19 protein-coding genes and 1 tRNA gene are annotated in these 25,343 nt (G+C 53.6%); 9 read left to right on the top strand and 11 right to left on the bottom strand.

Going from position 1 to position 25,343, the window contains the following annotated elements; all coding sequences use genetic code 11:
- Window positions 1-37: 37 nt before the first annotated feature.
- The 6 genes from ACTNE6_RS03775 to ACTNE6_RS03750 form a co-directional block, all read right to left on the bottom strand.
- On the bottom strand, window positions 38-817 hold the full coding sequence (locus ACTNE6_RS03775; RefSeq protein WP_442498657.1) for a PIG-L deacetylase family protein: 780 nt from the start codon (window positions 815-817) through the stop codon (window positions 38-40).
- Window positions 798-1,952 (bottom strand): glycosyltransferase family 4 protein, encoded by a 1,155-nt coding sequence (locus tag ACTNE6_RS03770; RefSeq protein WP_442498656.1) that lies wholly within the window; start codon window positions 1,950-1,952, stop codon window positions 798-800. The genes ACTNE6_RS03775 and ACTNE6_RS03770 overlap by 20 nt, the downstream gene beginning before the upstream one ends.
- Window positions 1,953-2,026: 74 nt before the next feature.
- Window positions 2,027-4,102: a GNAT family N-acetyltransferase gene (locus tag ACTNE6_RS03765; RefSeq protein WP_442498655.1), complete on the bottom strand. Its 2,076-nt coding sequence runs from the start codon at window positions 4,100-4,102 to the stop codon at window positions 2,027-2,029.
- A gap of 12 nt (window positions 4,103-4,114) precedes the next feature.
- Window positions 4,115-5,341, bottom strand: a complete 1,227-nt coding sequence (locus ACTNE6_RS03760) for an ABC transporter ATP-binding protein (protein WP_442498654.1) — start codon at window positions 5,339-5,341, stop codon at window positions 4,115-4,117.
- A 286-nt stretch (window positions 5,342-5,627) separates the two neighbouring features.
- The gene (locus ACTNE6_RS03755; protein WP_442498653.1) at window positions 5,628-6,506 is read right to left on the bottom strand and encodes a tetratricopeptide repeat protein; all 879 of its coding nucleotides are present in this window, start codon (window positions 6,504-6,506) and stop codon (window positions 5,628-5,630) included.
- Between the two features lie 389 nt (window positions 6,507-6,895).
- Window positions 6,896-6,982, bottom strand: a tRNA-Leu gene (locus ACTNE6_RS03750).
- A gap of 223 nt (window positions 6,983-7,205) precedes the next feature.
- Between ACTNE6_RS03750 and ACTNE6_RS03745 the strand changes: the two genes are divergently transcribed.
- The 8 genes from ACTNE6_RS03745 to ACTNE6_RS03710 all read left to right on the top strand — a co-directional run bounded on the left by ACTNE6_RS03745 (window position 7,206) and on the right by ACTNE6_RS03710 (window position 17,773).
- Complete coding sequence (locus ACTNE6_RS03745; RefSeq protein WP_442498652.1) at window positions 7,206-7,880, top strand: DUF3047 domain-containing protein; 675 nt, start codon at window positions 7,206-7,208, stop codon at window positions 7,878-7,880.
- Window positions 7,881-7,885: 5 nt separating this feature from the next.
- Window positions 7,886-8,848: an arsenosugar biosynthesis radical SAM (seleno)protein ArsS gene (gene arsS / locus ACTNE6_RS03740; protein WP_442498651.1), complete on the top strand. Its 963-nt coding sequence runs from the start codon at window positions 7,886-7,888 to the stop codon at window positions 8,846-8,848.
- 165 nt (window positions 8,849-9,013) lie between these two features.
- The gene (locus ACTNE6_RS03735) at window positions 9,014-9,712 is read left to right on the top strand and encodes a hypothetical protein (protein ID WP_442498650.1); all 699 of its coding nucleotides are present in this window, start codon (window positions 9,014-9,016) and stop codon (window positions 9,710-9,712) included.
- 123 nt (window positions 9,713-9,835) lie between these two features.
- Window positions 9,836-11,731 (top strand): ATP-dependent zinc metalloprotease FtsH, encoded by a 1,896-nt coding sequence (gene ftsH / locus ACTNE6_RS03730; RefSeq protein ID WP_442498649.1) that lies wholly within the window; start codon window positions 9,836-9,838, stop codon window positions 11,729-11,731.
- A 405-nt stretch (window positions 11,732-12,136) separates the two neighbouring features.
- Window positions 12,137-15,382 carry a DEAD/DEAH box helicase gene (locus ACTNE6_RS03725; protein ID WP_442498648.1) on the top strand — a complete coding sequence of 1,082 codons (3,246 nt, stop codon included), beginning with the start codon at window positions 12,137-12,139 and terminating at the stop codon, window positions 15,380-15,382.
- Window positions 15,383-15,670: 288 nt separating this feature from the next.
- A complete protein-coding gene (locus ACTNE6_RS03720; protein WP_442498647.1) occupies window positions 15,671-16,360 on the top strand; it encodes a TIGR04283 family arsenosugar biosynthesis glycosyltransferase in 690 nt (229 codons plus the stop codon).
- Complete coding sequence (locus tag ACTNE6_RS03715; protein WP_442498646.1) at window positions 16,348-17,139, top strand: sterol desaturase family protein; 792 nt, start codon at window positions 16,348-16,350, stop codon at window positions 17,137-17,139. Before ACTNE6_RS03720 ends, ACTNE6_RS03715 begins: the two co-directional genes overlap by 13 nt.
- Before the next feature lie 4 nt (window positions 17,140-17,143).
- Complete coding sequence (locus tag ACTNE6_RS03710; protein WP_442498645.1) at window positions 17,144-17,773, top strand: TIGR04282 family arsenosugar biosynthesis glycosyltransferase; 630 nt, start codon at window positions 17,144-17,146, stop codon at window positions 17,771-17,773.
- 101 nt (window positions 17,774-17,874) lie between these two features.
- Here ACTNE6_RS03710 and ACTNE6_RS03705 read toward each other — a convergent pair whose 3' ends face one another.
- Window positions 17,875-18,423 (bottom strand): hypothetical protein, encoded by a 549-nt coding sequence (locus tag ACTNE6_RS03705; RefSeq protein WP_442498644.1) that lies wholly within the window; start codon window positions 18,421-18,423, stop codon window positions 17,875-17,877.
- Between the two features lie 162 nt (window positions 18,424-18,585).
- Here ACTNE6_RS03705 and ACTNE6_RS03700 point away from each other — a divergent pair, with 162 nt between their 5' ends.
- Window positions 18,586-21,267 (top strand): bifunctional acetate--CoA ligase family protein/GNAT family N-acetyltransferase, encoded by a 2,682-nt coding sequence (locus ACTNE6_RS03700; protein ID WP_442498643.1) that lies wholly within the window; start codon window positions 18,586-18,588, stop codon window positions 21,265-21,267.
- A gap of 54 nt (window positions 21,268-21,321) precedes the next feature.
- Here the strand turns inward: ACTNE6_RS03700 and ACTNE6_RS03695 are convergent, their stop codons facing one another.
- The 4 genes from ACTNE6_RS03695 to pap form a co-directional block, all read right to left on the bottom strand.
- On the bottom strand, window positions 21,322-22,089 hold the full coding sequence (locus tag ACTNE6_RS03695) for an OmpA family protein (RefSeq protein WP_442498642.1): 768 nt from the start codon (window positions 22,087-22,089) through the stop codon (window positions 21,322-21,324).
- Between the two features lie 71 nt (window positions 22,090-22,160).
- On the bottom strand, window positions 22,161-22,547 hold the full coding sequence (locus ACTNE6_RS03690; RefSeq protein WP_442498641.1) for a DUF4398 domain-containing protein: 387 nt from the start codon (window positions 22,545-22,547) through the stop codon (window positions 22,161-22,163).
- 413 nt (window positions 22,548-22,960) lie between these two features.
- The gene (locus tag ACTNE6_RS03685; protein WP_442498640.1) at window positions 22,961-23,506 is read right to left on the bottom strand and encodes a hypothetical protein; all 546 of its coding nucleotides are present in this window, start codon (window positions 23,504-23,506) and stop codon (window positions 22,961-22,963) included.
- A gap of 212 nt (window positions 23,507-23,718) precedes the next feature.
- A complete protein-coding gene (pap, locus tag ACTNE6_RS03680; RefSeq protein WP_442498639.1) occupies window positions 23,719-25,206 on the bottom strand; it encodes a polyphosphate:AMP phosphotransferase in 1,488 nt (495 codons plus the stop codon).
- Between the last annotated feature and the right edge of the window lie 137 nt (window positions 25,207-25,343).

The raw sequence follows: 25,343 nt of genomic DNA, 5'->3' as shown, positions 1-25,343 counted from the left end.
TATTTGGAATGATTTGAACAAAACGCGGCCGCACCGATCATGGCTTCAGCAGTTTTTCAACATAAGTTCGCAAGGTAAGCAGTCTTTCCGGCATGCCGCGCCAAATGCCATCCTTTTCAGCCTCGACAAAAGCCTCCGCGAATCCGGATTGCCCGTTTCCGGCCAGATAAAGCCCCCGATAGGCGGCCAGGCCCATACTGGCGGAGAGATAATCGCAATGCGCGAGCGGCAGTTCATATCGGGAAAGCGCCGATCGCTTAAGCTCGGCCGCGCTGCTGATATCGACTATCCAAGTGGCAGGAAGCGGGCTCCAGATTTCGTAGAAAAAAGCCCTGGCAGTTCCCTGCCAGCTGCGCCAGCAGGCGCATATCGCCTGGCCGGCTGCGACATGATCGCGGTGATAATCGAGCACCGAAGGCATAAACAGCCAGTCCGGATGAAACTGATCCAGCATTGCCATGATTTTCCGCTCGAACTCGGGCGTATTGCGGAAATGACCATCGGGTTCATCGAGAAATACAATGTCCCCGATGCCGAGCACTGCCAGAGCCGCTATCGCTTCCTTTTTGCGGACAGCTACGGTGCCTTCGGGCAAGCTCCCGGCCCCGCCGCCGTCGGTGACAAAGACCACTTTGATTTCGCAGCCCCTTTGCCGAAGCAATGCCAGAGTCCCGCCGCATCCTATGGTTTCATCGTCCTGATGCGGGGCGAAAACCAGTACTCTGCCATTTTCGGGCAACGCTAATACTTTCGGCAACGGACACGGCCTCAGCCTGGCTATCCGGGCTTGCCGCCATCTATTGATAAATTTTTTCATAATCGTTTGCGATTTCCGCAATGTCCGGCCACGCACTGGCTCTTGCCAAGCCTTTCTGCGCGATTGACTGTCTCAACGCTTTATCGTCCAGCAAGCGCTGCATAGCATCCGTCAGCGCTTCCAGCTCTGGCGGAACCAGCTGCGCACCGTCGCCGACCACTTCCGGCACGCCACCCACCGCCGTGCATAACACCGCCAATCCGGCCGCCATGGCTTCAAACGTGGCAAGCCCGAAAGACTCGGAAGCGGAAGTACTGACATATAAATCGGCTGCACATAAATACAGGCCAATGTCATCAGTAGCGGCGAATTGAATATCTCGCGCAAGCCCTTGTTGCCGCCCTAGGGCCAGCAGGCTACCGTACTCGCCTTCACCCAGGATCACCAGCTGAACATCAGCCTGTTTTTCCAGCCTGGCACAAGCGTGGATCAGCATGGGAAACTGCTTGACCGGCGCAATGCGCCCTACTCCTAGCATATACAGTACATCATCCTGCCAGCCTAACTGCCGCCGCGCTTCTTCGCGGCTGTAGCGGTTCAATGTTGGCCGTGCATGATAGATATGCCGCCATGTCGATGGGACAGGGGCAATATCGAGGCTGAGTATCACCTGTTCCATAGCTTTGCGCGTCGGCGATACGACCCAGGATGCGGCCCGCAATGTGCGCGCCTCCCAGCGCCGCATCCAGTGCATCACACGCGGCCCCATCCGGACGCCATCTGCGCAAATGGCGTCCGTATAGCAGCCAAAGCCGTGCTCGGTCACGCCCCAGCGGACATTAAGCCTTGGATAGAAATGCGAAAAGAAGCTGAATCCTGCGGCAATGATAGGATCATGGCAATGCACATGGGTATGCCCATGCTTTGCCGCTATCTTGGCGGCAATCCGCCCCATGTTCCAACGTTCCAGGATCACATGAACCAGTGTTGAAAAATCGGTATCAGCATTAAATTGTGAAAGCAGGCCGGATAACAGACGATGAAGCCTTTGCTGCCATGCCGTAGCCCTTACGCCTAAATCGCTCTGGCAGGCGTAATCGACCACGATGTTTCTTCGCTGAAATTCGTCGACTAAAGGCGCAAGGCTGCGCCCGAGCCCGTAGCGCCTGTCGGCTTGAGTTTCGCGGGTAACCATGAGGATTTTCAAGATTCAGTCCCCAATGGCTGCCGCGACATTATGGCGGCGAGAATGAAATACCGATTTTTTCGTCATCTGAAATCCGTATCGCCGCCCATCAGCCACCAGCGATCCATCACTTTATCTGCAGAAATGCCCGGCGTCCAACGGTTATAGGGAATGACGATTCCGGTCGGAACAATCTCGCCTGTATCTCCGGCCAATGCATGAGCGTGTTGCTTTGTGATCCAGGCATAAGTCCGAGGCTTGCCGAGATTCCAGGCCAGGCGGCGTAAGCAATGTGTCAACGTGGCCATGCGCTGTGGAGGAGCAATAATATCCAGCAGTTCCACCGCATCTTCCAGGACACGGATCACGATGATACCAATAGGGGTTTGTGTGAATCGGGAGGTAATCAGATAGAGTTGATAGGAGATAGTCGGATGCTGCATATAGCGGCGTTGCACATAAGGCCAATCGCGCACCCCGACGACTTGATCCTGCAAGGCATCGGCCATCTCCAGCCACAGCCGATCAACTGCCGCGCTGTCATTGGTTGATAGCGGCCTAAGGCGCACGCGGTAGCTTGGACGAGTTTGCAAGGCTGGCCAATTGATTTGCGCAAGTTCTCCCACTTTATCATATAGGCCTAGACGTACGCCTAAGCGGAAAGGTCTTTCCGATGGAAAGCCAAATGCGAGCGGAAAGGTTTTCCCATGGCCGACAAAGCGTTCGAGAAAACCCTTAGCGGCCAAGAAAAAAGGACCTTGGCGCGTGAGCATTCCTCGCTCCTCTGGAAGCACCATCACATCGCCGATTTGCACCGCAGTTGCCGGTGAACCGAATAAATGAATAGATCGAGGCATTGCTCCATAAAAAGCGATTGCACGGCCATTATGACGTACTAACGCTCCCAACGTATCAAAAGCATGATACTTCCAGCGCCAAAGTTCGGGATTCATCTGATATCCAAAAGCGGCCCGGAACAAATCTAATAGCTCAGCTTCGTTGGCTTGATGCGCCCAATCTAAATGCAAGATTCTATTCGCGCTCCTGACCTGTTTTGGGGCTAACAATTCCAAGCCCGATTTCGAAATCGATTTTGGTATTTCCCAGGTGAAGTAGCTCCACTGTCCATTTGGGTGCGATACTCTTGCCCAGTAGCGCCCAGCACCCAGCAGGCTCCAGACTGACGATGGGATGCTATGAGAGGCAACGGTACTGCTATGATAAGCGGCAGGGATTAACAGAGGATTAGTACTGAGTTCGAGCAGCCAGCTTCCGCTTTGATGGGTTGGCAGATCAAAGATTGGCGCGGTTGTACAAATGCCAATGTCGTGAAACTTACCGGCTTTGGGCTGAAGTAATTGTTCAAAATTCTGACGCAGCCTATCCATCAGCCAAAAATTTGTAAAATGCTTGCGCATGTAGCGCAAACGCGATTCCACGGTGTATTGCGATTTTATAGGATCGTGCCTCCATTGATGCACCACCTTGGCTTCTGGATCCAGCATCAACTCAAAACCAGCCTTGGTTAAGCGGCGGCAGAGATCTGTATCTTCATAATACATAAAAAAGGCAGGGTCAAAGAGCCCGCCAATGGCATCAATAGCGGAGCGGCGCAGAAACATGTGCCCTCCTGATAACATGCGCTGGCGTACTGGTAAGGAAGCATATAGGCAGCGCAGCGCATATGTCCTAAAGCGCATTGAGAGCCAGCGTCCAAAAGCTGGAAATCGGAGTCCAAGCGCAAGCATCCATTCCCAGGCCGGAGTTTGCATTTGGCCAGGCGGCAATAAAAAAGTCCCTGCTTCATCCCATTGAGCCAGCGGCGATAAGGCGCCGATTTTTGGATGACGCTGTAGAGTACCAACCAGTTGTTGCAGGCAATTGGGTAGAATGAAGGCGTCGGGATTAAGCAGCAATATCCACTCGCCTGCAGCCTGTTCAAACGCCAGGTTACAGGCGCGTCCAAATCCCAGGTTTATCGGGGCAACCACTAATTCGGCTCTGCTGGGCAGAATCTTGCGCAAATTCTCGGCTTCGATCTGATCATTACTGTTATCGACGACAATAACCTGAGCCGAGGGATCGTCAGCTAACACGCTATGCACCGCGTGAGCCGTCAGTGTGTGGCAAAAGTAATTAACGATTAAGACGGATATCATGGCAGTAGGAATTTAGTCGATAGCCTGCGTATGCCAGTGATGCGCTAAATTCACCAGGCCTGGCTCCGGCAAGGAATCTTCAATGTATAGAGTGGCTGCAGCTTGCACACTGTCATAGATGTGTATGGCATCCTCGCAGCCAAGATAGACGTGCACATAATATTCTCCTTTGCGCAAAGGTAGAGAGGGGAAGTCAATAGTCGCTTCGCCTCTGCCGCGCTCGTTCCGTTCGATCAGCACGTTTTCGGAGCGACTTACCACACTGGTCAAGGTCACCAGTGAGCCGTAATTGAGGTACACGCCGAGAGTGGGTGCGGGCAGTTGAGGATCGGATTCAAATTGTAAGCGAATGGATAGATCGTTTTCGCCGGCACGACCTCGCAGCACCCGATCCGTCGTACCGCCTAGCCTGACTTCTACATGAGTAAAGCGAGCATAGCCTCGTGGTGCCGAGGCCAATTGTGGGCTTTCCATCATCGGCGTAGCAAACTTGACATCCTCGCCGTCAAGTAAAAAGACACTATAACGCTGCACCACATCCTGCGGCTCACCCATCTGCATGAGCTCGCCTTGATTTAGCCACAACACTCTGTCGCAAAAAGCTTCCACCTGATACAAGGAATGCGAACAGAATAATATAGTCTTGCCCGCTTTTTTCATAGTACGAATACGGTCGAAGGACTTGCGGGCAAAAGCGCCGTCGCCGACCGACAAGGCCTCGTCTATGACCAGAATATCGGGGTCGACGCTGGTGGCCACCGCAAAGGCTAGCCGCACGTACATGCCGCTGGAGTAAGTCTTGACGGGCTGGTCAATAAAATCGCGGATGCCGGAAAAATCGATGATCTCCTCCAGGCGATCCTGAATCTCCTTTTGAGACAAGCCGAGGATAGTGGCGCTCATGAATATATTCTCGCGCCCGGTGAATTCCGGATTGAAGCCGGCGCCCAGCTCCAGAAGCGCCGCCACGCGCCCCCTGACTGAAACCTCGCCGGTAGTCGGCGTCAACGTGCCACAGATCATTTGCAACAGCGTGGACTTGCCCGAACCATTACGGCCGATGATGCCCACCACTTCGCCTGGCATCACGTCGAAACTGATGTCCTGCAGGGCCGAGAATTCCCGGAAATACTGGCGTTTGCCACGGAACAGCAACTGCTTCAGGCGGTCGCTCGGCCGCGCATAGAGCTGATAACGCTTGCCCAGATTTTTGACGCTAATAGCCGGATCAGAGGACATTGGCCAATCCTTTGCGTTTATTCTCAAATGCAGACGGACTTATCCGGCCAATAACGATAAATAGGAAACGGGAGGTTGTCGGTCGTACTGCCATCATTCGGATATCATGCCGTTATCGATTTCTTCATCAATTAGCCATGATAATTGAAGACTCATAGGTAGCTCAACAGCCACTAAATTAGCTGGATTTATATAACGCGGGGAACTCATCAGCCTGCTTTGCCTAAAATGTTGATCCCGAATTATAGCAAAAAAGAATCAAAAAGCTGGGCAGTAACCCAAACTCTTAATGCTCTCTCATCCATTCCGACGCCAGTCTCTGGGCTTCGCTTATTTGTGCGGGTGTCATTTTCTCAGCCACGATATCCCGGTTTCTTTGCGCCGGCTCATCACCGTTGGCACCGGCGATATTAAAAAACATATGGGCTTTAACATAATCCTGCGGAACGCCTTCGCCGCTGAAATACATATTGCCCAGATTAAACAGCGCATCAACGTTCCCTTGCTCCGCCGCTTTTGTATACCACATGATGGCCTGCGCGTAATCCTGTTGCCTGCCTTGTCCGTTGGCATACATGGTGCCTAAATTGAATTGCGCACCGCTATTCCCTTGTTCCGCCGCTTTCAGATACCATTCGATGGCCTGAGAGTAATTCTGGGGAGTGCCCTGCCCGTTGGCATACATGTTGCCCAAATTGAACTGTGCGCCGGCATTGCCTTGCTCGGCCGATTTGACATACCAGTTGTAAGCCTGCGCATAATCCTGCGGCGTACCTTGTCCATTGGCATACAGGGTGCCCAAATTCAACTGCGCCTCGGCGAGATTTTGTTCCGCCGCTTTGGTATACCACTTCAGTGCTTGAACGTAATCTTGATCCGCACCGTGACCTTCGGCGTACAGCAAGCCTAAATTGAACTGTGCGCTGGCGTTATTCTGTTGCGCGGCTTTGGTGTACCATTTGAGCGCTTGCACGAAATCCTGATCGGTGCCCTGCCCATTGTCATACATAATGCCGACATTAAACTGCGCGTCGCTGTTCCCTTGCTCTGCCTCTTTCTTGCAGGCGATAAAATTGGTCCGATCATCCTTGTTTTCGTCATAACATTCCCCCCAGACATTGATGGAGAATAATGCCAAAAGCAATGCTAGCAATGTTTTCTTCATCGTTTAAACATCATAGTGAGTCTAAGCATCAGTGGATTTCTACCTAAATTGGATTGGCAAAAGCTGTTAATCGTATTTATCAAAATGACGGGCAGATATCCGATTAAAGCACCTGCGCCAAATCTCATCATGCTTTATGTCCCACTATTCGTCATCAGTTCTAGGTAAAGAATAAGGTTAGGCAAATATTGTCTAACAAGCTCCCTGGGCGCATTTTTCAGGGCATGTCTGGAATTTGTGGAGAAATATTTAACCTGAAGCCAAACAAAATCTGATTACCAAGCTTGAATTAGACGAAAAACCACATTCATTCATTCAAAACTAATCGCATTAATTGTCGGACATAAAAAAAGAGCTGTACAGTATACTGCAAGCCCTTTATCTGATTATGGTGCCTCGGGCCGGAGTCGAACCGGCACGGTGTTACCACCGAGGGATTTTAAGTCCCTTGCGTCTACCAATTTCGCCACCGAGGCATCGATAACGATTGTGAAGCGCGTATTATATAGAAACAAAAAAAATAAACTAGCTCTGTATTGAATTTTTTTTATAGAAAGTTCAATTTTTTTAAAATTATGTTATCGGAGGCGCGGCTGCATGGCATTTTATAGGAATAGCTACAGCAGAGAACGTATATTGCGCATGCAGACGCATGATTTTTTCTTATGCCAATCGTTAATGCGCGGTATCGGATTACTTATGAAACTGCTACAAAGCATGTGCGGCGCCGGTAAACTTTCAGCCTGCCTGGCCTTGCTGTTCTCATCCCCTGCGGCGGCGCAAGATTATGAAAAGCTCATGGTCGGCCATTTTTCCGCGGGCTCGCTGGCGCAATGGCAAAGCAAGGCATTCAAAGGCCAAACCGAGTACCGGCTGGCTGAAACTGATGGAACGAAAGCCTTGAAAGCGGTCAGCGACCGCAGCGCTTCGGGGCTGTTCAAAGAGCAGCGCATCGATCTCCGGAAAACGCCATTCATGAACTGGCGCTGGCGCATCGAGAACCGGCTCGGAAACATCAATGAACAGGAAAAATCCGGCGACGATTATGCCGCGCGTGTTTATGTCGTCATCAGCGGCGGTTTGGCGTTCTGGCGAACCAGAGCCATTAATTATGTCTGGGCAAGCACGTCGCCTAAGGGTAGAATCTGGCCCAATGCGTTTGCCGGCGACCATGCCGTCATGATCGCGCTCAGATCGGCCGATGATCGAACAGGCGTCTGGCATACCGAAAAACGCAATATCCTTGCCGACCTGAAACAACAGTTCGACGAAGACATCCAATATATTGATGCCGTTGCCATCATGACCGATACCGACAATGCTCAGGGCAAAGCAACGGCCTATTACGGCGACATTTATTTCAGCAAAGAATGAACACCATGCACAAACCCTTACCGCACATGGAACAGACTGACTTTCCTGCCATTACCAGAAACACGCTGGAAATACTGCAGGTTAATCTGGGCTATCGATGCAACCTGAGTTGCACGCATTGTCATGTCAACGCCGGGCCCAAGCGCACCGAGTCGATGGATAAGGCCGCTATAGACCAGGTTCTGGACTTTATTGAAAAAGAAAACATCCGCACGCTCGACTTGACCGGCGGCGCACCGGAGATGAATCCGCATTTCAAATATCTGGTCAAGCAGACGCGGGCTATGAACGTTACCGTGATTGACCGCTGCAATCTGGTCATCCTGCAGGAATACGGTTTCGAAGACCTGGCCTTGTTTCTTGCCGACAACCAGGTTGTCATTACGGCTTCGCTGCCTTGTTACCTGCAGGACAATGTCGACAAGCAACGCGGCAAAGGCACGTTCATGTCCAGCCTGGCGGCGCTGAAAAAACTGAACCGTTTCGGCTACGGCCAACCGGACAGCGGCCTTCAGCTCAATCTGGTCTATAACCCCCAAGATGCGAGCCTGCCGCCTGAACAGCAGTCGCTGGAACAGGCCTATAAAAAACACCTCAGCGAAGACTACGGCATCGTCTTCAACAAACTGTTCACCCTGACCAACATGCCCATCCAGCGCTTTGGCACTGCACTCGCCAGAAAAGGCCGGCTTAACAGTTACATGCAGCTGCTCAAGGATAGCTACCGCTCAGAAAACCTGGACAGCGTCATGTGCCGCAATACCTTGAGCGTAGACTGGCAAGGCTATGTCTACGATTGCGACTTCAACCAGATGCTGCAACTGCCGCTAGGCGCAAACCCGGACGGCAAAACCCGCCTGAGCGATTTAAACTGCCGCCCTCTGGCCGGCTCGCCCATTACCGTAGGCCAGCATTGTTACGGCTGCACAGCCGGGCAAGGCAGCAGCTGCGCCGGCGCGTTGAGCTAAGCCCTTTAGTCCAGGGTACGCATTGCGTACCCTGGACAAACGATAAACACACTATAACTGCGCAACATCAGCTTCTTATTGGTTTTTATTGTCTAATGCAGTGCTGAAACAAAATATCGACTTTGCCGGTTGAGCAAAGGCCCCATCCCTATTTAAGGAGGCAACATGAGCGACCACGAAGAAGAATTCAAACGGATAATCAGCACGATTGTCTATGATTATAAAACCGTTGCCACCTTGCCCTGCCTTGATCAATACGTAGGCACGGCCATTTATCAAGGGCCTGGACAGGGCTTCAGCTATGAAAACCCGCAAAATGAAAACAATTTCACCCAAAGGCTCGATCTGCCCGAGCACCTGAGCCAGTCAACCGGCCCGCGGCTCGTCCTTGTTCTGGAAAGCCCGCACAAGGATGAGTTCAACAAGCTGACCAAAGCCCCTATCGGCCCTGCCAACGGCATTACCGGCGAAAACATCCGCGTTTTTCTGGCCTACGCGACCAAGAACCTCAATGTTCAGGGCTTTTCCGCACAGCAGCCGTTCGATCTGATTCTGATGAATGCTGTCCAGCATCAGTGTTCGCTGGGCAAGCCGCCGCAAAAATACCGCACCGAAGTCTTTATGAAATGCTGGGACAATCCGGTCATCGGCAAGCGCCATTTCGTCAAACGGCTCCGCGACTGCCTGAAGGAGACCGAGGCTGTCGTGATCAACAGCTGCACTGCCTCGGTCAGAGATCCCGTCGATGAAGCCATCTCCGATGCCATAAAAGCCTCGAATTATTTCCGCCTGTGCCATCCGTCCAGCCCCTGGTGGTCGAGCGGCAAGTCCTGGCTGCCTAAAAAACGGAAAAAAACGTCCTAACCCTGATTGGCAAACTTCCGGCAAAAACCGAGGCTGGAATTAAATATGCCAATGCGCGTTCAAAAACGTGACATCAAGCGAAATATGCGCCATCCAACAAGCAATAATAACGGACCGGACGATATGGCAGACAAAAAGCCCGCAGACAAGATCTCGCGACCGCAAAGCCAGCCGCAACAGCCGGCCGGATGGCACTTTCTTTTGTGGCTCTTGGTAGTGCTGGTGTTTTCGTGGTATTGGGCCGGCCTCGGGCAAATCCAGCACTCATCAACGCTCTCTTATACGGACTTTAAAAGCAAGGTGCGCGCCGATGAAGTCGCGCAGGTGACATTGGAGGGCGATCAGGTCTATGGCATCTTACGCCAAAGCGGCACCGAGAGCGCGCCCAACAAACAACAGGCGCCTAACCGCTTCACAACTACGCTGCCGCCGATAGACGATCCGGAGCTCATCCCCTTGCTTGAAAAACACGGCGTGGAAATGATCGCCAAGTCCGAACAGGCTAATTGGTGGGGACGGGCCTTGATCGGCCTGCTGCCCTGGCTGTTGATCTTCGGCGTGTTCTGGTATTCCAGCCGCAGGATGCAGGAACGTATGGGTGCGGAAAATGGCATTTTCGGCTTCGGCAAATCCAAGGCCAAGCGCTTCCAGCAAGGGGAATCCCATGTAACGTTCGACGATGTCGCCGGCCTGGAAAACGCCAAACGCGATTTGCAGGAAATCACCAGCTATCTCAAGAATCCGGAGCACTACCGAAAGCTGGGCGCCAATATCCCCCGAGGCATTCTGCTCATGGGACCGCCAGGTACAGGCAAGACCCTGCTGGCCAAAGCGGTGGCCGGCGAGGCCGAGGCGTCGTTCTTCAGCATCAGCGGCTCCGAATTTATCGAAATGTTCGTCGGCGTCGGCGCCTCCCGCGTACGTGATATGTTTGAAAGCGCCAAAAAGGAAGCCCCGTCCATCATCTTTATCGATGAGATCGACTCGGTAGGCCGGGCGCGCGGCACCGGACTCGGCGGGGGACATGACGAGCGCGAGCAGACCCTGAACCAGATACTGGGAGAAATGGACGGCTTCGAGGCCCATGAAACGGTGGTCGTGCTGGCCGCCACGAACCGTCCCGATGTGCTCGACCCCGCGCTGCTTCGGCCCGGCCGCTTCGACCGCAAAATCACCCTGGATCTGCCGGACAAAAAGGCGCGCATTCAGATTATGAAAATTCACACCAAAGCCGTGCCGCTGGCGAAAAACGTCGACCTGGACCGGCTGGCGGCACTCACGGCGGGATTTTCCGGCGCCGATCTCGAAAACATGATCAACGAAGCGGCCCTAATGACCGGGCGCGAAGACAAGGACCAAGTCGATATGGCGACGCTGCTGAATGCGCGGGACAAGGTCGTACTCGGCGGCATACGCGAAATGGTCATCGAAGACAAAGAGAAAAAACTGATCGCCTATCACGAGGCGGGGCATGCGGTGACAGCCTGCCTGCTGCCCAACACCGATCCCCTGGACAAAGTGACCATCATCCCGCGCGGGCAAGCCCTGGGCGCGACCGAACAGATTCCCGGCGAGGAACGGCACAATCTGTCGGAAAGTTACCTGCGCGACCGCATCGGCGTGATGCTGGGCGGCCGGGTTTCCGAAAAGCTGATTTTCGGCGAATTCAGCTCCGGCGCCGAGGAAGACCTCAAGCAGGCTACCCGACTGGCCCGTCACATGGTGTCGCATTGGGGCATGAGCGAGAAGATCGGCCCAGTCGCATTCCGCCGGGGCGAGGAACATATTTTTCTGGGCCGGGAAATGACCCAGCAGAAGGATTTCAGCGAACATACCGCGCAGATCATCGATGATGAGATCCATGCGCTGGTTCATGGCATCGAAGAAAAGATCACGGAACTGCTAAAGACGCATCGCCCGCAACTGGAGGCACTGGCCGGGGCTCTGCTGGAGAAAGAAACCCTGGAGGCCGCCGAGATTCAGGCAATCATTGAAGCAAAGACCCAAGCGATTCAATAAAGACGGGCAACCGCGGCGGGAGCGATGCCCACATCGCGACTTGCCGGGCGATTTTAAATCGCGATGTAGGCATCGCTCCCACGGGACGGCAATTGGGGCCAGAAAGAGCCTTAACCTGAAGAAATATCGGAAGTTATTTTTTAGCGAATCCTTAATTTGCAACTAAAAGCCCTGATGTTATTGAGTCCCCGTTTCTAAGCAACATCAAGCTGTTCCCCTGCTTCATGCGATACCTAGATGCCGGCAGCCATTCTTCATCCATAAAACAAGCACCTACTCCTCGATCAATTATGCTTAAATCCACTAGCCCAAATAAAAACAGACTTGCATAACCCCCCTCGCCTTCCCTATAGTGCACAGCTTTTCCGTATTATTCTTCCGCCCGCAGTCAATGGGCCATGATTCATGAACAACCCTAAACAACTGTCCCTTTCCGCTATACGCCACGCATGCAGCGAGAGTTCTTACGAGCGCGGCCGCAATTATTATTTGAAAGGCCAGGTGGTTAAGCTGACTGTCAGCAGCGAAGGCGCTCTTTTCGTACAGCTCAATTCGTCTGTCAAAGGCAGCGTAAAGACCCCGTATAACCAGAATATCCGCATCGTCTGGCGCCCTGACTACAGCGCTGCGACGATTGAAGGCGACTGCTCCTGCCCGGTCGGCTATAACTGCAAACATGTGGCGGCGGTCTGCCTGATGTATCAAGACTCCATTCAAACAGCCCCTCCCGCCGTGGACTCGAGCTGTCTGGACTGGCTTGCCGGCCTTGATAAACCGGAGCAAGCGCCCCAACACGATGCCCATCAGGAATTTATCGCTTATGTCCTGAAGCCCGGCAGACAGCCCTATGAATTCATGATGGAATTTTACCTCACGAAGGAAAAAAAGACCGGGGGCTTGAGCAAAGGCAGGCAAACCACACTGAACAATCTGCGCTACAGCTATATGCATATGCCGGCCATTCAGCCGGAAGATGTTGAAATTACCACCTTGCTGTTCGCGCTGAGCAATGCCCATATCGGCGAGCCGCCGATCAGAGGCGCCGCAGGTTCGATCGCTTTGTCGAAGCTGGCGCGGACAGGACGTCTGTACTGGCAGGACTTTGAACAGTCATCGCCTCTGAAAGCAGCCGACGCGCGGGAATTAAGCCTGGACTGGAAACAGCAACAGGACGGCGCCTGTCAGTTGGAAGTCGCCGTCGAGCCTGAAGCCTTGTTGATACTGACCGATCCGCCTTATTATCTGGACACCGAACTGGGTAGCATCGGCACCGTTGATACGCACAATCTGAGCGCCGACCAGCTCAAGAAGGTTTTATCGGCCCCGCTGGTGCCGCCCGAGCACGTCGAAACATTCAGCGAGCGGCTGATCGTTGAACACCCCGGCCTGCCGCTGCCGCCGCCGAAAAAAATCGAATTGATCGAGGTGAATAACCTTACGCCTACGCCCCGGCTGACATTGCAGGGCCGGCCCATCGATGACCATTACGTACATTTCATGGTTCTGGAATTCGTTTACGGCCAATGGGCGCTGCCAGCATTGGCTCATGAGCCCTACAGCGTGGTCAAGGCCAACCGGAAATTCCTGCGCATCCAGCGCGATACGGCAGCCGAACAGCTGGCCTTCGACCGACTGGCTGAACTGGGGTTTGGCGATGCCGGCGTCGCGCATCCGCGAGAGAGAGTGTTCTTCAGCCGCGCCAAATCCCCGCTGGACATCGCGGCCCATTGGGGCGACTTTCTGCTCAATGTATTGCCCGAACTTGAACAGGAAGGCTGGCTGATCGACACAAACGAGAGCTTTAGGCTTCATTTCCAAGCCGCACAAACCTGGGATGTCGAGATCAGCGAAAGCCTCTATGACTGGTTTGAAATGCGCTTTAACGTCGACATCGACGGCCAATCGCTGCCTTTGCTGCCGCTGATCATGCCGGTTCTGGAATATTACGATCTGGAAGACCTGCCCGAACGGCTCAACCTGCATATCGGCGATCATCGTTATCTGACCTTGCCGTCCGAGAAAATCAAGCCGTTCCTGGCGATTCTGATCGAACTGTTCAACAGCAACAGCGCGCTGGCCAACGACGGCGCGCTCCGGCTGTCGCGCTTCAATGCCGGCAGCCTCGTCGACATGGAAATGCACAACTACGGCCTGTTCAGGCTGTCCGGCGGCGAAGCGCTGCGCGAGCTGGGCCAGAAGCTGAAGAACTTTGCCGGCATCGAGAATGTCGCCCCGCCCGCAGGGCTGAAAGCGGAGCTGCGCAATTACCAGCGGCACGGACTTAACTGGCTGCAATTCCTGCGTGAGTACCGGTTTGGCGGCATTCTGGCCGATGACATGGGGCTCGGCAAGACCGTGCAGGCGCTCGCCCATCTGCTGCTGGAAAAACAGAGCGGCCGCATGACGGCGCCCTGCCTGATCATCGCGCCAACCAGCCTGATGGGCAACTGGCGGCGCGAAGCCGAACGCTTCGCGCCCGACCTGAAAGTGTTGACCCTGCAAGGCTCCGACCGCAAGCAATATTTCGACGAGATCGGCAATTACGACCTGATCCTGACCACGTATCCGCTGCTGCCCCGCGATGAGCAGGCGCTGCTCGAACGGGACTATTACTACCTGATTCTGGACGAGGCCCAGGTTGTCAAAAATCCTTCGGCCAAAGCCGCTCGGATAGTCCGCGAAATCAAGGCACAATACCGCCTGTGCCTGACCGGCACGCCGATGGAAAACCATCTGGGCGAACTCTGGGCGCAATTCGATTTCCTGATGCCGGGCTTTCTGGGCAGCAATGTCATCTTTAAAAAATTGTATCGCACGCCGATCGAAGTCCACGGCGACAGCCAGCAACGCACCCGGCTGACGCAGCGCATCGCGCCATTCATGCTGCGCCGCACCAAGCACGATGTCGTGACCGAACTGCCGCCCAAGACCGAAATCATCCGTTCCGTGCCTTTGGGCGAAAAACAGGCGGCGCTGTACGAAAGCATCCGCCTGACCATGGAGAAGAAAGTCCGCGACGCGATCGCCCTGCGCGGCCTGTCGCGCAGCCATATCACTATTCTCGATGCCCTGCTGAAGCTGCGCCAGACCTGCTGCGACCCGCGCACGCTGCCGCTGGAAAGTGCGCAAAAAGTCAAGCAGTCGGCCAAGCTCGACCTGCTGATGGAGATTCTGCCCGAACAGCTGGAAGAAGGCCGGCGCATACTGGTGTTCTCGCAGTTCACCAGCATGATCGCCCTGATTGAAGATGAACTGAACGCGCGCGCTATTGCCTACAGCAAACTGACCGGCCAGACGCGCAAGCGCGAGGAAGCCATCGAGCGGTTTAAAAGCGGCGCCGTGAACGTGTTCCTGATCAGCCTGAAAGCTGGCGGCGTCGGCCTGAACCTGACCGAAGCCGACAGCGTGATCATTTATGATCCGTGGTGGAATCCGGCCGCCGAAACGCAGGCCGCCGACCGCGCCTACCGGATTGGCCAGGATAAACCCGTGTTCGTCTACAAACTGATCACGGAAAATACGGTCGAAGAAAAAATCCTGGTCATGCAGGAAAAAAAGCGCCAGCTGGCCGAAGGCATTTACAAAGGCGGCGGCGAAGAATCACCGCAGCTGACTGCCGACGACCTGACGGCTTTGTTTGAGCCGTTGTAACTGACTGTAGGGTATGCACCGTGTACCTTTTGGAGCTTCATTCACCTGAACATTTTGGAAAGGTGCGCGATGCGTACCTTACTATTCTGGTTTGAACCTCAAGCGGGCCGGGGTTTACACCCCCGGCCCTAACGTTTCTGCAATGCCTGAGCTGAGTGGCCGTACTTGATCATCGCCAAACATTCGAATGGGGCAACATGCCCCGTCCGGCTGCGCTAACATACAGCCCTGTTTTCAATCGCATGATATTGTTAACATTAATCACCGTACACTATATTAGCGACTGCCATGAAGTTCTCGATCATCATCCCGGCGCTGAATGAAGCACAAAACATCCACGGCTGTTTATCGGCCCTGCAACCTTTGCGCAACGGCTGCGAGCTTATTGTCGTCGACGGCGGCAGTACCGATGACACTCCCGCTATCGCCGAACCGCTGGCCGACCGGGTCGTAAGCTCACCCAAAGGCCGCGCCCGGCAAATGAACGCCGGCGCCAGACAGGCAACGGGCGAAGTGCTGCTGTTTTTGCATGCCGATACTTTCCTGCCCAACAATGCCATTCAACTGATTCGGGAACAGATCAACAGGCCTGCACCCTGGGGACGCTTTGACATTCGCTTGAGCGGTGATCATTTCATGCTCAAAGTCATCGCGCAGATGATGAACTGGCGCTCCCGACTAACCGGCATCGCCACGGGCGATCAGGCAATCTTTGTCACACGTGAAGCGTTCACGGCAGTCGGCAGCTATCCCGACATCAGCCTGATGGAGGACATCGCCCTCTGCAAGGCGTTAAACAAACTCAGCCCGCCATTATGCCTGAAAGCCAAGGTAAACAGCTCGGGCCGGCGCTGGTTGCAATTCGGCCTGTACAAAACCATACTGCTCATGTGGAGCCTGCGCCTGCGTTACTTTTTCGGCGCCGACCCGCAAACACTGGCCCGGCTTTACAGCGGAGGACACTTATGGAAGCCCTGATTCGCCTGTCGGCATCGATCGGCATCTTTTTAACCATGATCGGCTGGGAGCGCATCAGCCCTCGAAGAAAGCTGAATATCAGCCTGCGGCAGCGCTGGTCCGTCAATCTGGGACTGGCCCTGTTCAACATGATGATCATGAGCCTGACGCTGGGCGGCATTGCCTATCTGAGCGCAGTCCATGCCGCCGACAGTTCCTGGGGGCTTCTGAACCAGTGGCGCGCGCCGGTCTGGCTGTCGAGCATCGTCACGCTGCTGTTTCTCGATTTCGCGCTCTATTGCCAGCACATTCTTACGCATAAATGGCCGCCGCTCTGGCGCCTGCACCAGATCCATCATACCGATCTGGAATTTGACGCGACCACGGCCGTGCGCTTCCATCCGCTGGAAATCATGCTGTCGATGCTTTACAAAGTGGCCTGCATTTATCTGATCGGCGCCCATCCCATGACCGTAGTCGCCTTTGAGATCATCCTGAACGGGGCGGCAACGTTCAACCACAGCAATGTCTACATTCCGCCGGCCATCGACAGGAAACTGCGCTGGCTGATCATTACGCCCGACATGCACCGCGTGCATCATTCCACCGTCCCTGTTGAAACGGACAGCAATTACGGCTTTTCCATTTCTTGGTGGGACAGGCTCTGCAAAACCTATACGCCCGACCCCAGATTCGGGCAAACGACCATGCCGATTGGTTTGAATGCCTACCGTCGCCCGAAGGATTTGAGTTTCTCGCGCCTGTTGCTGTTGCCATTCAAGCCGCTGAAACGCGGTTAATCCTATGATTTACAAACACCCGGATACCGTATTGATGATCTTCTGCAAGGCGCCGATTCCGGGCCAAGTCAAAACGCGCCTGATACCGGCATTGACCGCCGAACAGGCGGCCGACCTTCATGTTGAGCTCAGCCAAAGAACGCTGAAGCTGGCGGCGCAAAGCCGGCTATGCCCGGTGCAGCTTTGGTGCGCGCCATCGATCGATCATGAATTCTTCACTGCCTCGGCGGCTATTTATCACCTGGAGCTAAAACAGCAACAGGGCGCCGATCTGGGCGAACGCATGCATCTGGCCTTTGAAGCGGCGCTGGCTGATTACCCGCACGCCCTGCTGATAGGCTGCGATTGTCCGTCATTGACCGAAGCCGATCTGGAAGAAGCCATCACCGCATTGCGCGAAGACCATGACCTGATTCTGGCGCCCGCCGAAGACGGCGGCTATGTCATGATAGGCCTGAACCGGCCCTGCCCGGACTTGTTTACTGACATGGCCTGGGGCACATCGGAGGTATTGGCGCAAACCCGCGCCCGCATCAATCAACTGCATCTTCGTCATCACGAACTGAAGGAGCAATGGGATCTTGATACGGTAACAGATCTGGAGCGTTATCGCGCCTTGCTATTGATTAACTGATGTTGCGCAGTTGTAGGGTCGAATTCATTCGACCTGGGATAAAATCGAGATAGACAAGCAGCGCGAATGTTACACTGCACTTACCTATCTATGGGGGCGACTTAAGCCGCCCTTTCTCCTTTGGCCGCTATTTTCCGGCTCCAGGCAAAGCCCAACCCCAGCAATAAAAAACCAGCTAGAACTGCCAATATTTTCTTGACCGGAATGCCCACTAAAAATACAAAATACTGATGCCGAAGATGGCCCGCATCGTCCTGCATGATCACTTTCAAGGCATAAACGCCGCGTTGCTCGATGGTTTGTTGAATCGAAACAAGCCCTGCCCCGAATTGTCTGGCGGGCTGTTGCTTGATGACCGCAAAAGCCTTTTCGGCATTTAAAAGCCAGTCTGTCCATGAAGACAGCTCCAGTAATTCCAGCGCGATCTGCCTGTTTTCCAGGCCTTCTTCCAGTGGCTCGACCGCGATAATGATCTGCCCGAGTTCAGGGAAAACACGGCAAAAATGCTCGTTCTCCAGCCCCGGCTGAAACTGGTAGCTGCTCAGCCGAAGCCGGGCATCGCCTACATCGGCAAAACAGTTCTGGCTGTGATGCTCGCCGGCATGCGCAAATACGGTCCCGGACATAATAAGACCGAACAGTGCGGCCATGAATAACTTTGCTATCAAACGCGTCAACATACCCATCATTCAATCAAAAAGGCCAGTGTACCATTTTTGGCTTCCCCTAAGCCCCTGCCGGCAAAATTTGATTGGGCCGGGCGCGCAAAATGGTAACATTTCGGTTATTTTCATCTTATCGCCGGAGCAGGTATGGGACCTCACTATCTAAGCCCTTTTTTCACGCCCAAGACAGTGGCTATCGTGGGCGCATCCGAACGCGAGAACAGCGTCGGCTACCGCCTGCTGCTCAATATGCAGGAGGCGGGCTTTGAAGGCGGACTGTATCCGGTCAACAACAAACGCGACACGGTGCTAGGTTTGAAAGCCTACCCTGATTTGATCGCCGTTCCCGAAGATCTGGATCTGGTCGTGATTGCAGTACCGGCCGCCGCTGTGCCGGACATCATGCGCCAATGCGGCGAAAAAGGCGTCACCTCGGTCATCATCATAACAGCAGGGTTCGGCGAACTGGGCGCTGATGGCAAGCGACTGCAACAGGAAGTGCTCGATATCGCACACCGTTACGGCATCCGCATCGTAGGGCCGAACTGCCTGGGCATCGTCCGGCCCAGCGGCCATCTGAACGCGACCTTCGGCGAGGGACCGGTCAAAGACGGCCGGCTGGCGCTGCTGTCGCAGTCGGGCGCCGTCTGCACGGCTATTCTGGACTGGGCCAAATCCCAGGCTATCGGTTTTTCCACGGTAGTTTCGATGGGGGCAGCCGCTGACGTCGACTTCGGCGAGGTGCTGGATTATCTGGCCATGGACGCCAAAACGACCGGCATTCTGATGTATGTGGAAGGCATACGCGATGCCCGCCGCTTTTTAAGCGGCCTGAAAGCCGCCGCGCGCCTGAAGCCGGTAGTCCTGATCAAATCCGGCCGTCATGAGGCGGGCAGCAAGGCGGCCATGTCGCATACCGGCGCGTTGGTCGGCGGCGATAATGTTTTTGATGCGGCCATTGAGCGGGCAGGCGTCGTCAGGGTTTACGGCATCGCCGAACTGTTCTCGGCGGCGCGCGTGTTGGCCAATAATTACATAGTTCGCCAGGACCGGCTGGCGATCATCACCAATGCCGGCGGACCTGGCGTCATGAGCACCGACCGCGCCGAGGATGTCGGCATCAAGATGGCCGAGTTGGGTCCGGAAAGCCTGGAAGCGTTGAACGCGGCGCTGCCGGCGCACTGGTCGCATGCCAACCCTATCGACATTCTCGGCGATGCTACGCCCGAACGTTATAAGCAGGCACTGGACATCTGCCTGAAAGACAAGAACATCGACGGCGTGCTGGTCATTCTGACGCCGCAGGCCATGACGAATCCGACGCAGGTCGCCCAATATATTATCGAAGGCGCCAAGTCCAGCCAGAAGCCGGTGCTGGCTTCCTGGACGGGCGGCGCGCGCGTGCAGGAAGGCCGGAACCTGTTCGGTAACAGTAAAATCGCCCATTTCAACACGCCGGAAGTTGCGGTCGATGCCTTTTCGTTTTTGGCGACCTACAGCCGCAACCAGATTCTGCTCAAGCAAATCCCTTCGCCTTCGGATGAACTGGCGCATCCCGATGTGATCGGCGCACGGCTGATTATCGAGCGCGTGTTGTCGGAAGGCCGTCAGGTTTTGACGACGCAGGAGTCGAAAGCGATACTGGCGGCCTTCCATATTCCGGTCACACAGACCATCAAGGTAGCCAGCGCCAAAGATGCCATGATTGCTGCTGAAACGCTGCGGTTTCCGGTGGTGTTGAAAGTCAACATGGCCGAATTCAGCCATAAATCCGATATTGGCGGCGTCAGGCTTAATATCAACAGCGCGCTGGAAGTTTCCCGCAATTTCACAGAAATGGAATCGGCCATCAAGCGCAAATATCCTGAGATTACAGAAGTCGGCATGACGGTCGAACCCATGTTCCGCTCACCCAGTGGCCGCGAACTGATGGTAGGCGTGGTCAGGGACCCGGTATTCGGCCCTGCCATCAGTTTCGGCCTGGGCGGGACCATGGTTGAGATCGTGCGGGATTCCGCCGTCGCGCTGCCGCCGCTCAATGCCTACATGGTCGAGCATTTAATCGCCAAAACCAAGGCGGCCAAATATTTGCAGGCTTTCCGCCAGTTGCCGCCGGCCCACATGAAAGCCCTGATTGATGTGTTGCTGAATATATCGATCATGGTCAGCGAACTGCCGGAAATCCTGGAGCTGGACATCAATCCGCTGATTGTCGACGAGCACGGCGTCATGGCCGTGGACGCGCGCATCAAGGCCGAAGTCTCGCATCAGCTCATGCCTTATTCGCATATGGCGATCCATCCCTATCCGCATCAATTGACGCAACATTACCAGTTGCCTAACGGCATGAACATTACCATCCGCCCTATTCGACCCGAGGACGCGGACATGGAAAAGGATTTCGTGCATCGCCTGTCGGAGCGCACCAAATATTTCCGCTTCATGCAATCGCTGCAGGAACTGACGCCGGAGATGATCGTGCGCTTTACGCAAATCGATTACGACCGGGAAATGGCCTTTGTGGCCATCACCGATCATGACAACATGCCTGCCGAGCTGGGTGTAGGCCGTTATATGATGAATCCCGATGGCCACTCCGTGGAATTTGCGCTGGTGGTTTCCGATGACTGCCAAGGCATGGGCATAGGCACGCGTATCATGAAAACGTTGATGCAGGCGGCCAAATACAAGGGCATGTCCTTCTTTGAGGGCGAAGTGCTGGCGATCAATAAACCCATGCTGTCTCTGATGAGAAAGCTGGGCTTCAGCATCGAAGCCATTCCCGGCGATAGTGAAATCGTGCGCGTGGTTAAGGATTTAAGGCAATAAACATCCTGCACCGGCATTTTAGCCGGTGCAGGAACGTAAATTTCATTCAGATCATCAACGCCTCAGTCTGGGCTCTTCGCCTTCATTCATGATAACGACGTCCACCCGCCGGTTATTTGCACGTCCGGATGAGGTGCTATTAGTGTCAACAGGATACTCTTCACCATACCCGACATCCGTTATGCGCGAACTTTCCACGCCGTTGGAAATTAAAAAGTTTGCCACGGATTGAGCGCGCATTTCTGACAAACGCTGATTTCTATGGCTTGAGCCGACACTGTCCGTATGCCCTTCAACGACGACCTTGCGATTGGGATTCTCTTTTAAAAAGGATACCAGTCGGTAAAGGTTCTGCGATGCCTCTGGCTTGAGATCGGCTTGACCTGTCTGAAAGAGCGTATCGCCCAAGGTGAGGGTTTGAGCCTTCAAGTCCGTAAGCTCTCTTGTCCTGGCATCCAACTGCATTTGCTTGCTCTTACCGCTTAACTGCTCGAACTCATCATTGCTTATCTTTTCCTGGGCGTTCGCCTCGGCAATCTTTATTTGCTGGTTTGCCATATAAGCCAGATGATCAATATATTCTTCATCTTCATCCTCTTCCCAGGCTTCATGGGCTCTATTAATAGTCTGCTCGGCGTCATACAAGGCAACCTGCGCATTATTGGCTATTTTCGGATCCTGCTTTGCCCGATTCAGATTCTGTGTTGCCTCCTCTAAACCTCTATGCGGCTCTGTAGCACACCCTGCCAGCATGAGTACAGCGCCTATCAGAATTCCCGCCTTACAATAAACTGCAGCTGCATTCCACTTTCTAGTTGACATAGTGTTACTCCTTAATCAAGGTTAACTACCTAACGCTCAAGAACAGTCGCTTGGCGGTTTATTTAATCCATCTATTGCATTTGCCTTTGAGCCCCTATTTCATGGCGTAATGAACTAATGCTTTTCTTTAACTCTTCCAGCTTTGCCGTGGACCTGGCAGCATTGACTTTCGCAGAAGCCAGCTTGGCGTTAATCATTGCCTCGTCAGCCAGTGCTGCCGCTTCTTCATAGTCCTCATCATGCATTTCCGCATGGGCTTTGCTCAATTTCTCCTGAGCAATCCGCATTTCTAACGGAGCATATCTATCGCCATCATCCGCATTGGCCTGATTAAACGACTGCTGTGCAGTTGCCATTTTATCGTTGGGAGGATTACCTGCACAGCCGCCAAGCAGGAAGGCAATGGACAGCAGTAACAGGAGTTTAAATGGGTTAAATTGTAAGGATTCATGTGTCATTGATATTCTCCTTAAATTCATGCTTAGAAAAATTTCCAGATGAAGGGAGGGGAATGCTGAACATCACTCCATATGTTTCCCTCGGTTCATGACATGCATACATTCATTTATACTCAGAAAAGAGTTGGATAAAATTCGTATGAGTACTTATCGTAATGCTTTGATATTGCCGCGATTTTATTGCCGGCTAAAAACTGCTGTGACCATAGCTCATGTTTGTAATCCCGATATTGCCTTGCATCAGGTGTAATTGCTGTTATTCAGCAATGAACTATTGTCGAGTTTTGGGAACAAAAAACCGGCATGTGGCCAGCCGGTTATGGGATTGCGGAACAGGCAATTGATCTGTTTTTCAAGAAGGCCAGGCCAAAAGTGGTAACAGAACCGGAACTGTATGGGTACATCTGCTTATCTCATCGGCCTGTCGTACCCCATCGGCCCGCCCGTATTGCGTTCGTGCCAGCTCTTACTGGGCCTGGCTGAGCCGGAATCGCCACAGGCCCTTGCCTAGCGCCTTGGTCCACCTGTATTACCCTCGTATCAGCGCTTGCCGGGCTGAAGTCAGACTGGACCGGAACAATCACTGGCCGCCTGCTCATCTCATCGGCCAGTCTCTGTTGTGTTCGTACCATCTCCCGCTGGATTGCCACATTGCGTTGAGCGGCTTCAACTTCAGCGGCTTTTAAGTGTGCTTCCCGTCGCTCTTTCGCAATTTCCTCTTTCAACGCTTCTTCCTCCGCCTTCCTAGCCTGCCAATTGCGCAGTCTTTCGGCCGCCGCCGCTTCTTCCGCTACGCTACGGTTTTTCATCTCAATCCGCTGCTCGACGGCAGCGGCGACACAAGGCTTCGCCTGATACAGGGCTCGCTTGGTTTGAGGATCGGTGCATTTGAATACATCCGCTTGGGCTATGGAGGACCAGATAAATAATAATGCAATGAATCGGATATTGTGAGTCATGGCACAGTCCGTAATTGAAGGTTGATTTTTGTTGTTCTTAACTCGAAATCTAGCCCTTTAACCTGAATTTAAGATGAATATTCAGCTTCAAGCTGAGCGGTATTTTTAACATTCAGGGCTTATGCAAACCTGTTGGTGTTTTTCTATCAGATGCAGCCCGTGATTTAAACGAGCGTCATAAATGCCCTGAACTGTGTTCAAAAGGCAGCTTTTCAGCCCAAAGCCGATTCCAGCCTCTCACAGTAGCTTTTCAGCACCTTGATGCGGGCGTATTTTTTATCATTGCCTTCAACCAATGTCCAGGGCGCTGTCTGGGTACTGGTCCGGACAATCATTTCATTGACGGCCAATTCGTATGCGGCCCATTGTTCGCGATTGCGGTAGTCTTCATCGGTTATTTTGTATTGTTTATAGCTGATCTGCTCGCGTGACTGGAACCGTCTCAATTGCTCGTCCTTGTCGATATGCAGCCAGAATTTCAGGATAATGATGCCGGCACGCATCAATTCTTCCTCAAAGTTGACGATTTCCGAATACCCGCGCTGCCATTCACATTCTGCCGCAAAACCTTCGACACGTTCAACCAGCACGCGCCCGTACCAGCTCCTGTCATAAATCGTGATTTTGCCGGCCCTTGGGATATGGCGCCAGAATCGCCACAAATAATGCCGGGAGCGTTCTTCATCGGTGGGTGCGAAAACAGGAATCACGCGATAGTTCCTCGCATCCAGCGCGTGGATTAAGCGCCTGATGGCTCCGCCTTTGCCGCCAGCATCCCAGCCTTCGAAGACTAATATACTGGAGCGCTTTTTCTGACGCGCCAGCCTTGCTAATTTGCTCAGCTTGCCCTGGTAAAAACGCAGTTGCTCATGGTAGGTTTTTTCCTCCAGTTTAAGCGTCAGGTCGAGCGTATCAAGCAGATTATGCTGCGCGATGTTAATGACGCCGGGTGCGGCTGGCTTTTCGATGCCTCCCCTATCTGCGCCTCTCTGTTCAATATGCCTGCTGATGCTGTCCAGCACGTGCCGGCCTATCGCTAAGCGGCGGTAATGCTTGTCCGTACCGTCGATGATCAGCCACGGCGATATGCCGGTGCTGGTTCTGGACAGCACTTTTTCTGCCGCACTGATAAACTCGTCATAGGTTTCCAGATGCTTTTTATCGCGGCTGGTTACCCGCCAACTGGTTTCCGGATTTTTTTCGAGTTTTTTCAAACGTTTTTTCTGTGCCTCCCGGCCAAGATGCAGCCAGCATTTGATGATCAAAGCGCCATCATCTATCAGCAGTTGCTCCAGTTGTCTGATATGCATGAGCCCAGCCTGCAGTTGTTCATCGTTGATTTCCTGATGGATACGCCGCGATAACGGCTCGCTGTACCAGGAACCGGTATAAATGCCGATGGCGCCTTTTGCCGGCAAGGTGCGCCAGAATCGCCAGAATTCAGGCCGCTCCTTCTCTTCATCACTGGGATCATCGAAAGCATTGGTCTGTACATAGTGCGGATCCATCCACTCGTTCAGCAAATTGATCGCCTCGCCTTTGCCGCCTCCATCTACGCCCGATATGAGGATAATGACAGGAAAGTCCATTTGCCGGAGCTTCTGCTGAATTGTCAGCAATTGCCTTCTCAGCTCAGGCAGTTGCTCATCATAATCGGATTTCTTCAAGGTATGGCCCAGTTCCCCGATTTTTTCAAACATTCTGACCTTCCTTCTGCCTCGTCACTGTGAGTTTTTAGTCAACTAAACACCACCTCATGCCTAAAAATATGTTGCAACAGCTTTTCAGGCACGCTGTGGGATAAAAAATAAATTTTTTTTATTATCAATGGCTTATT

This window comes from Methylobacter sp. sgz302048, assembly GCF_052162025.1.
Lineage (GTDB): Bacteria > Pseudomonadota > Gammaproteobacteria > Methylococcales > Methylomonadaceae > Methylobacter.
The sequence above is the reverse complement of the archived record's forward strand: the minus strand, read 5'-3'. Positions and strand labels throughout refer to the sequence as shown.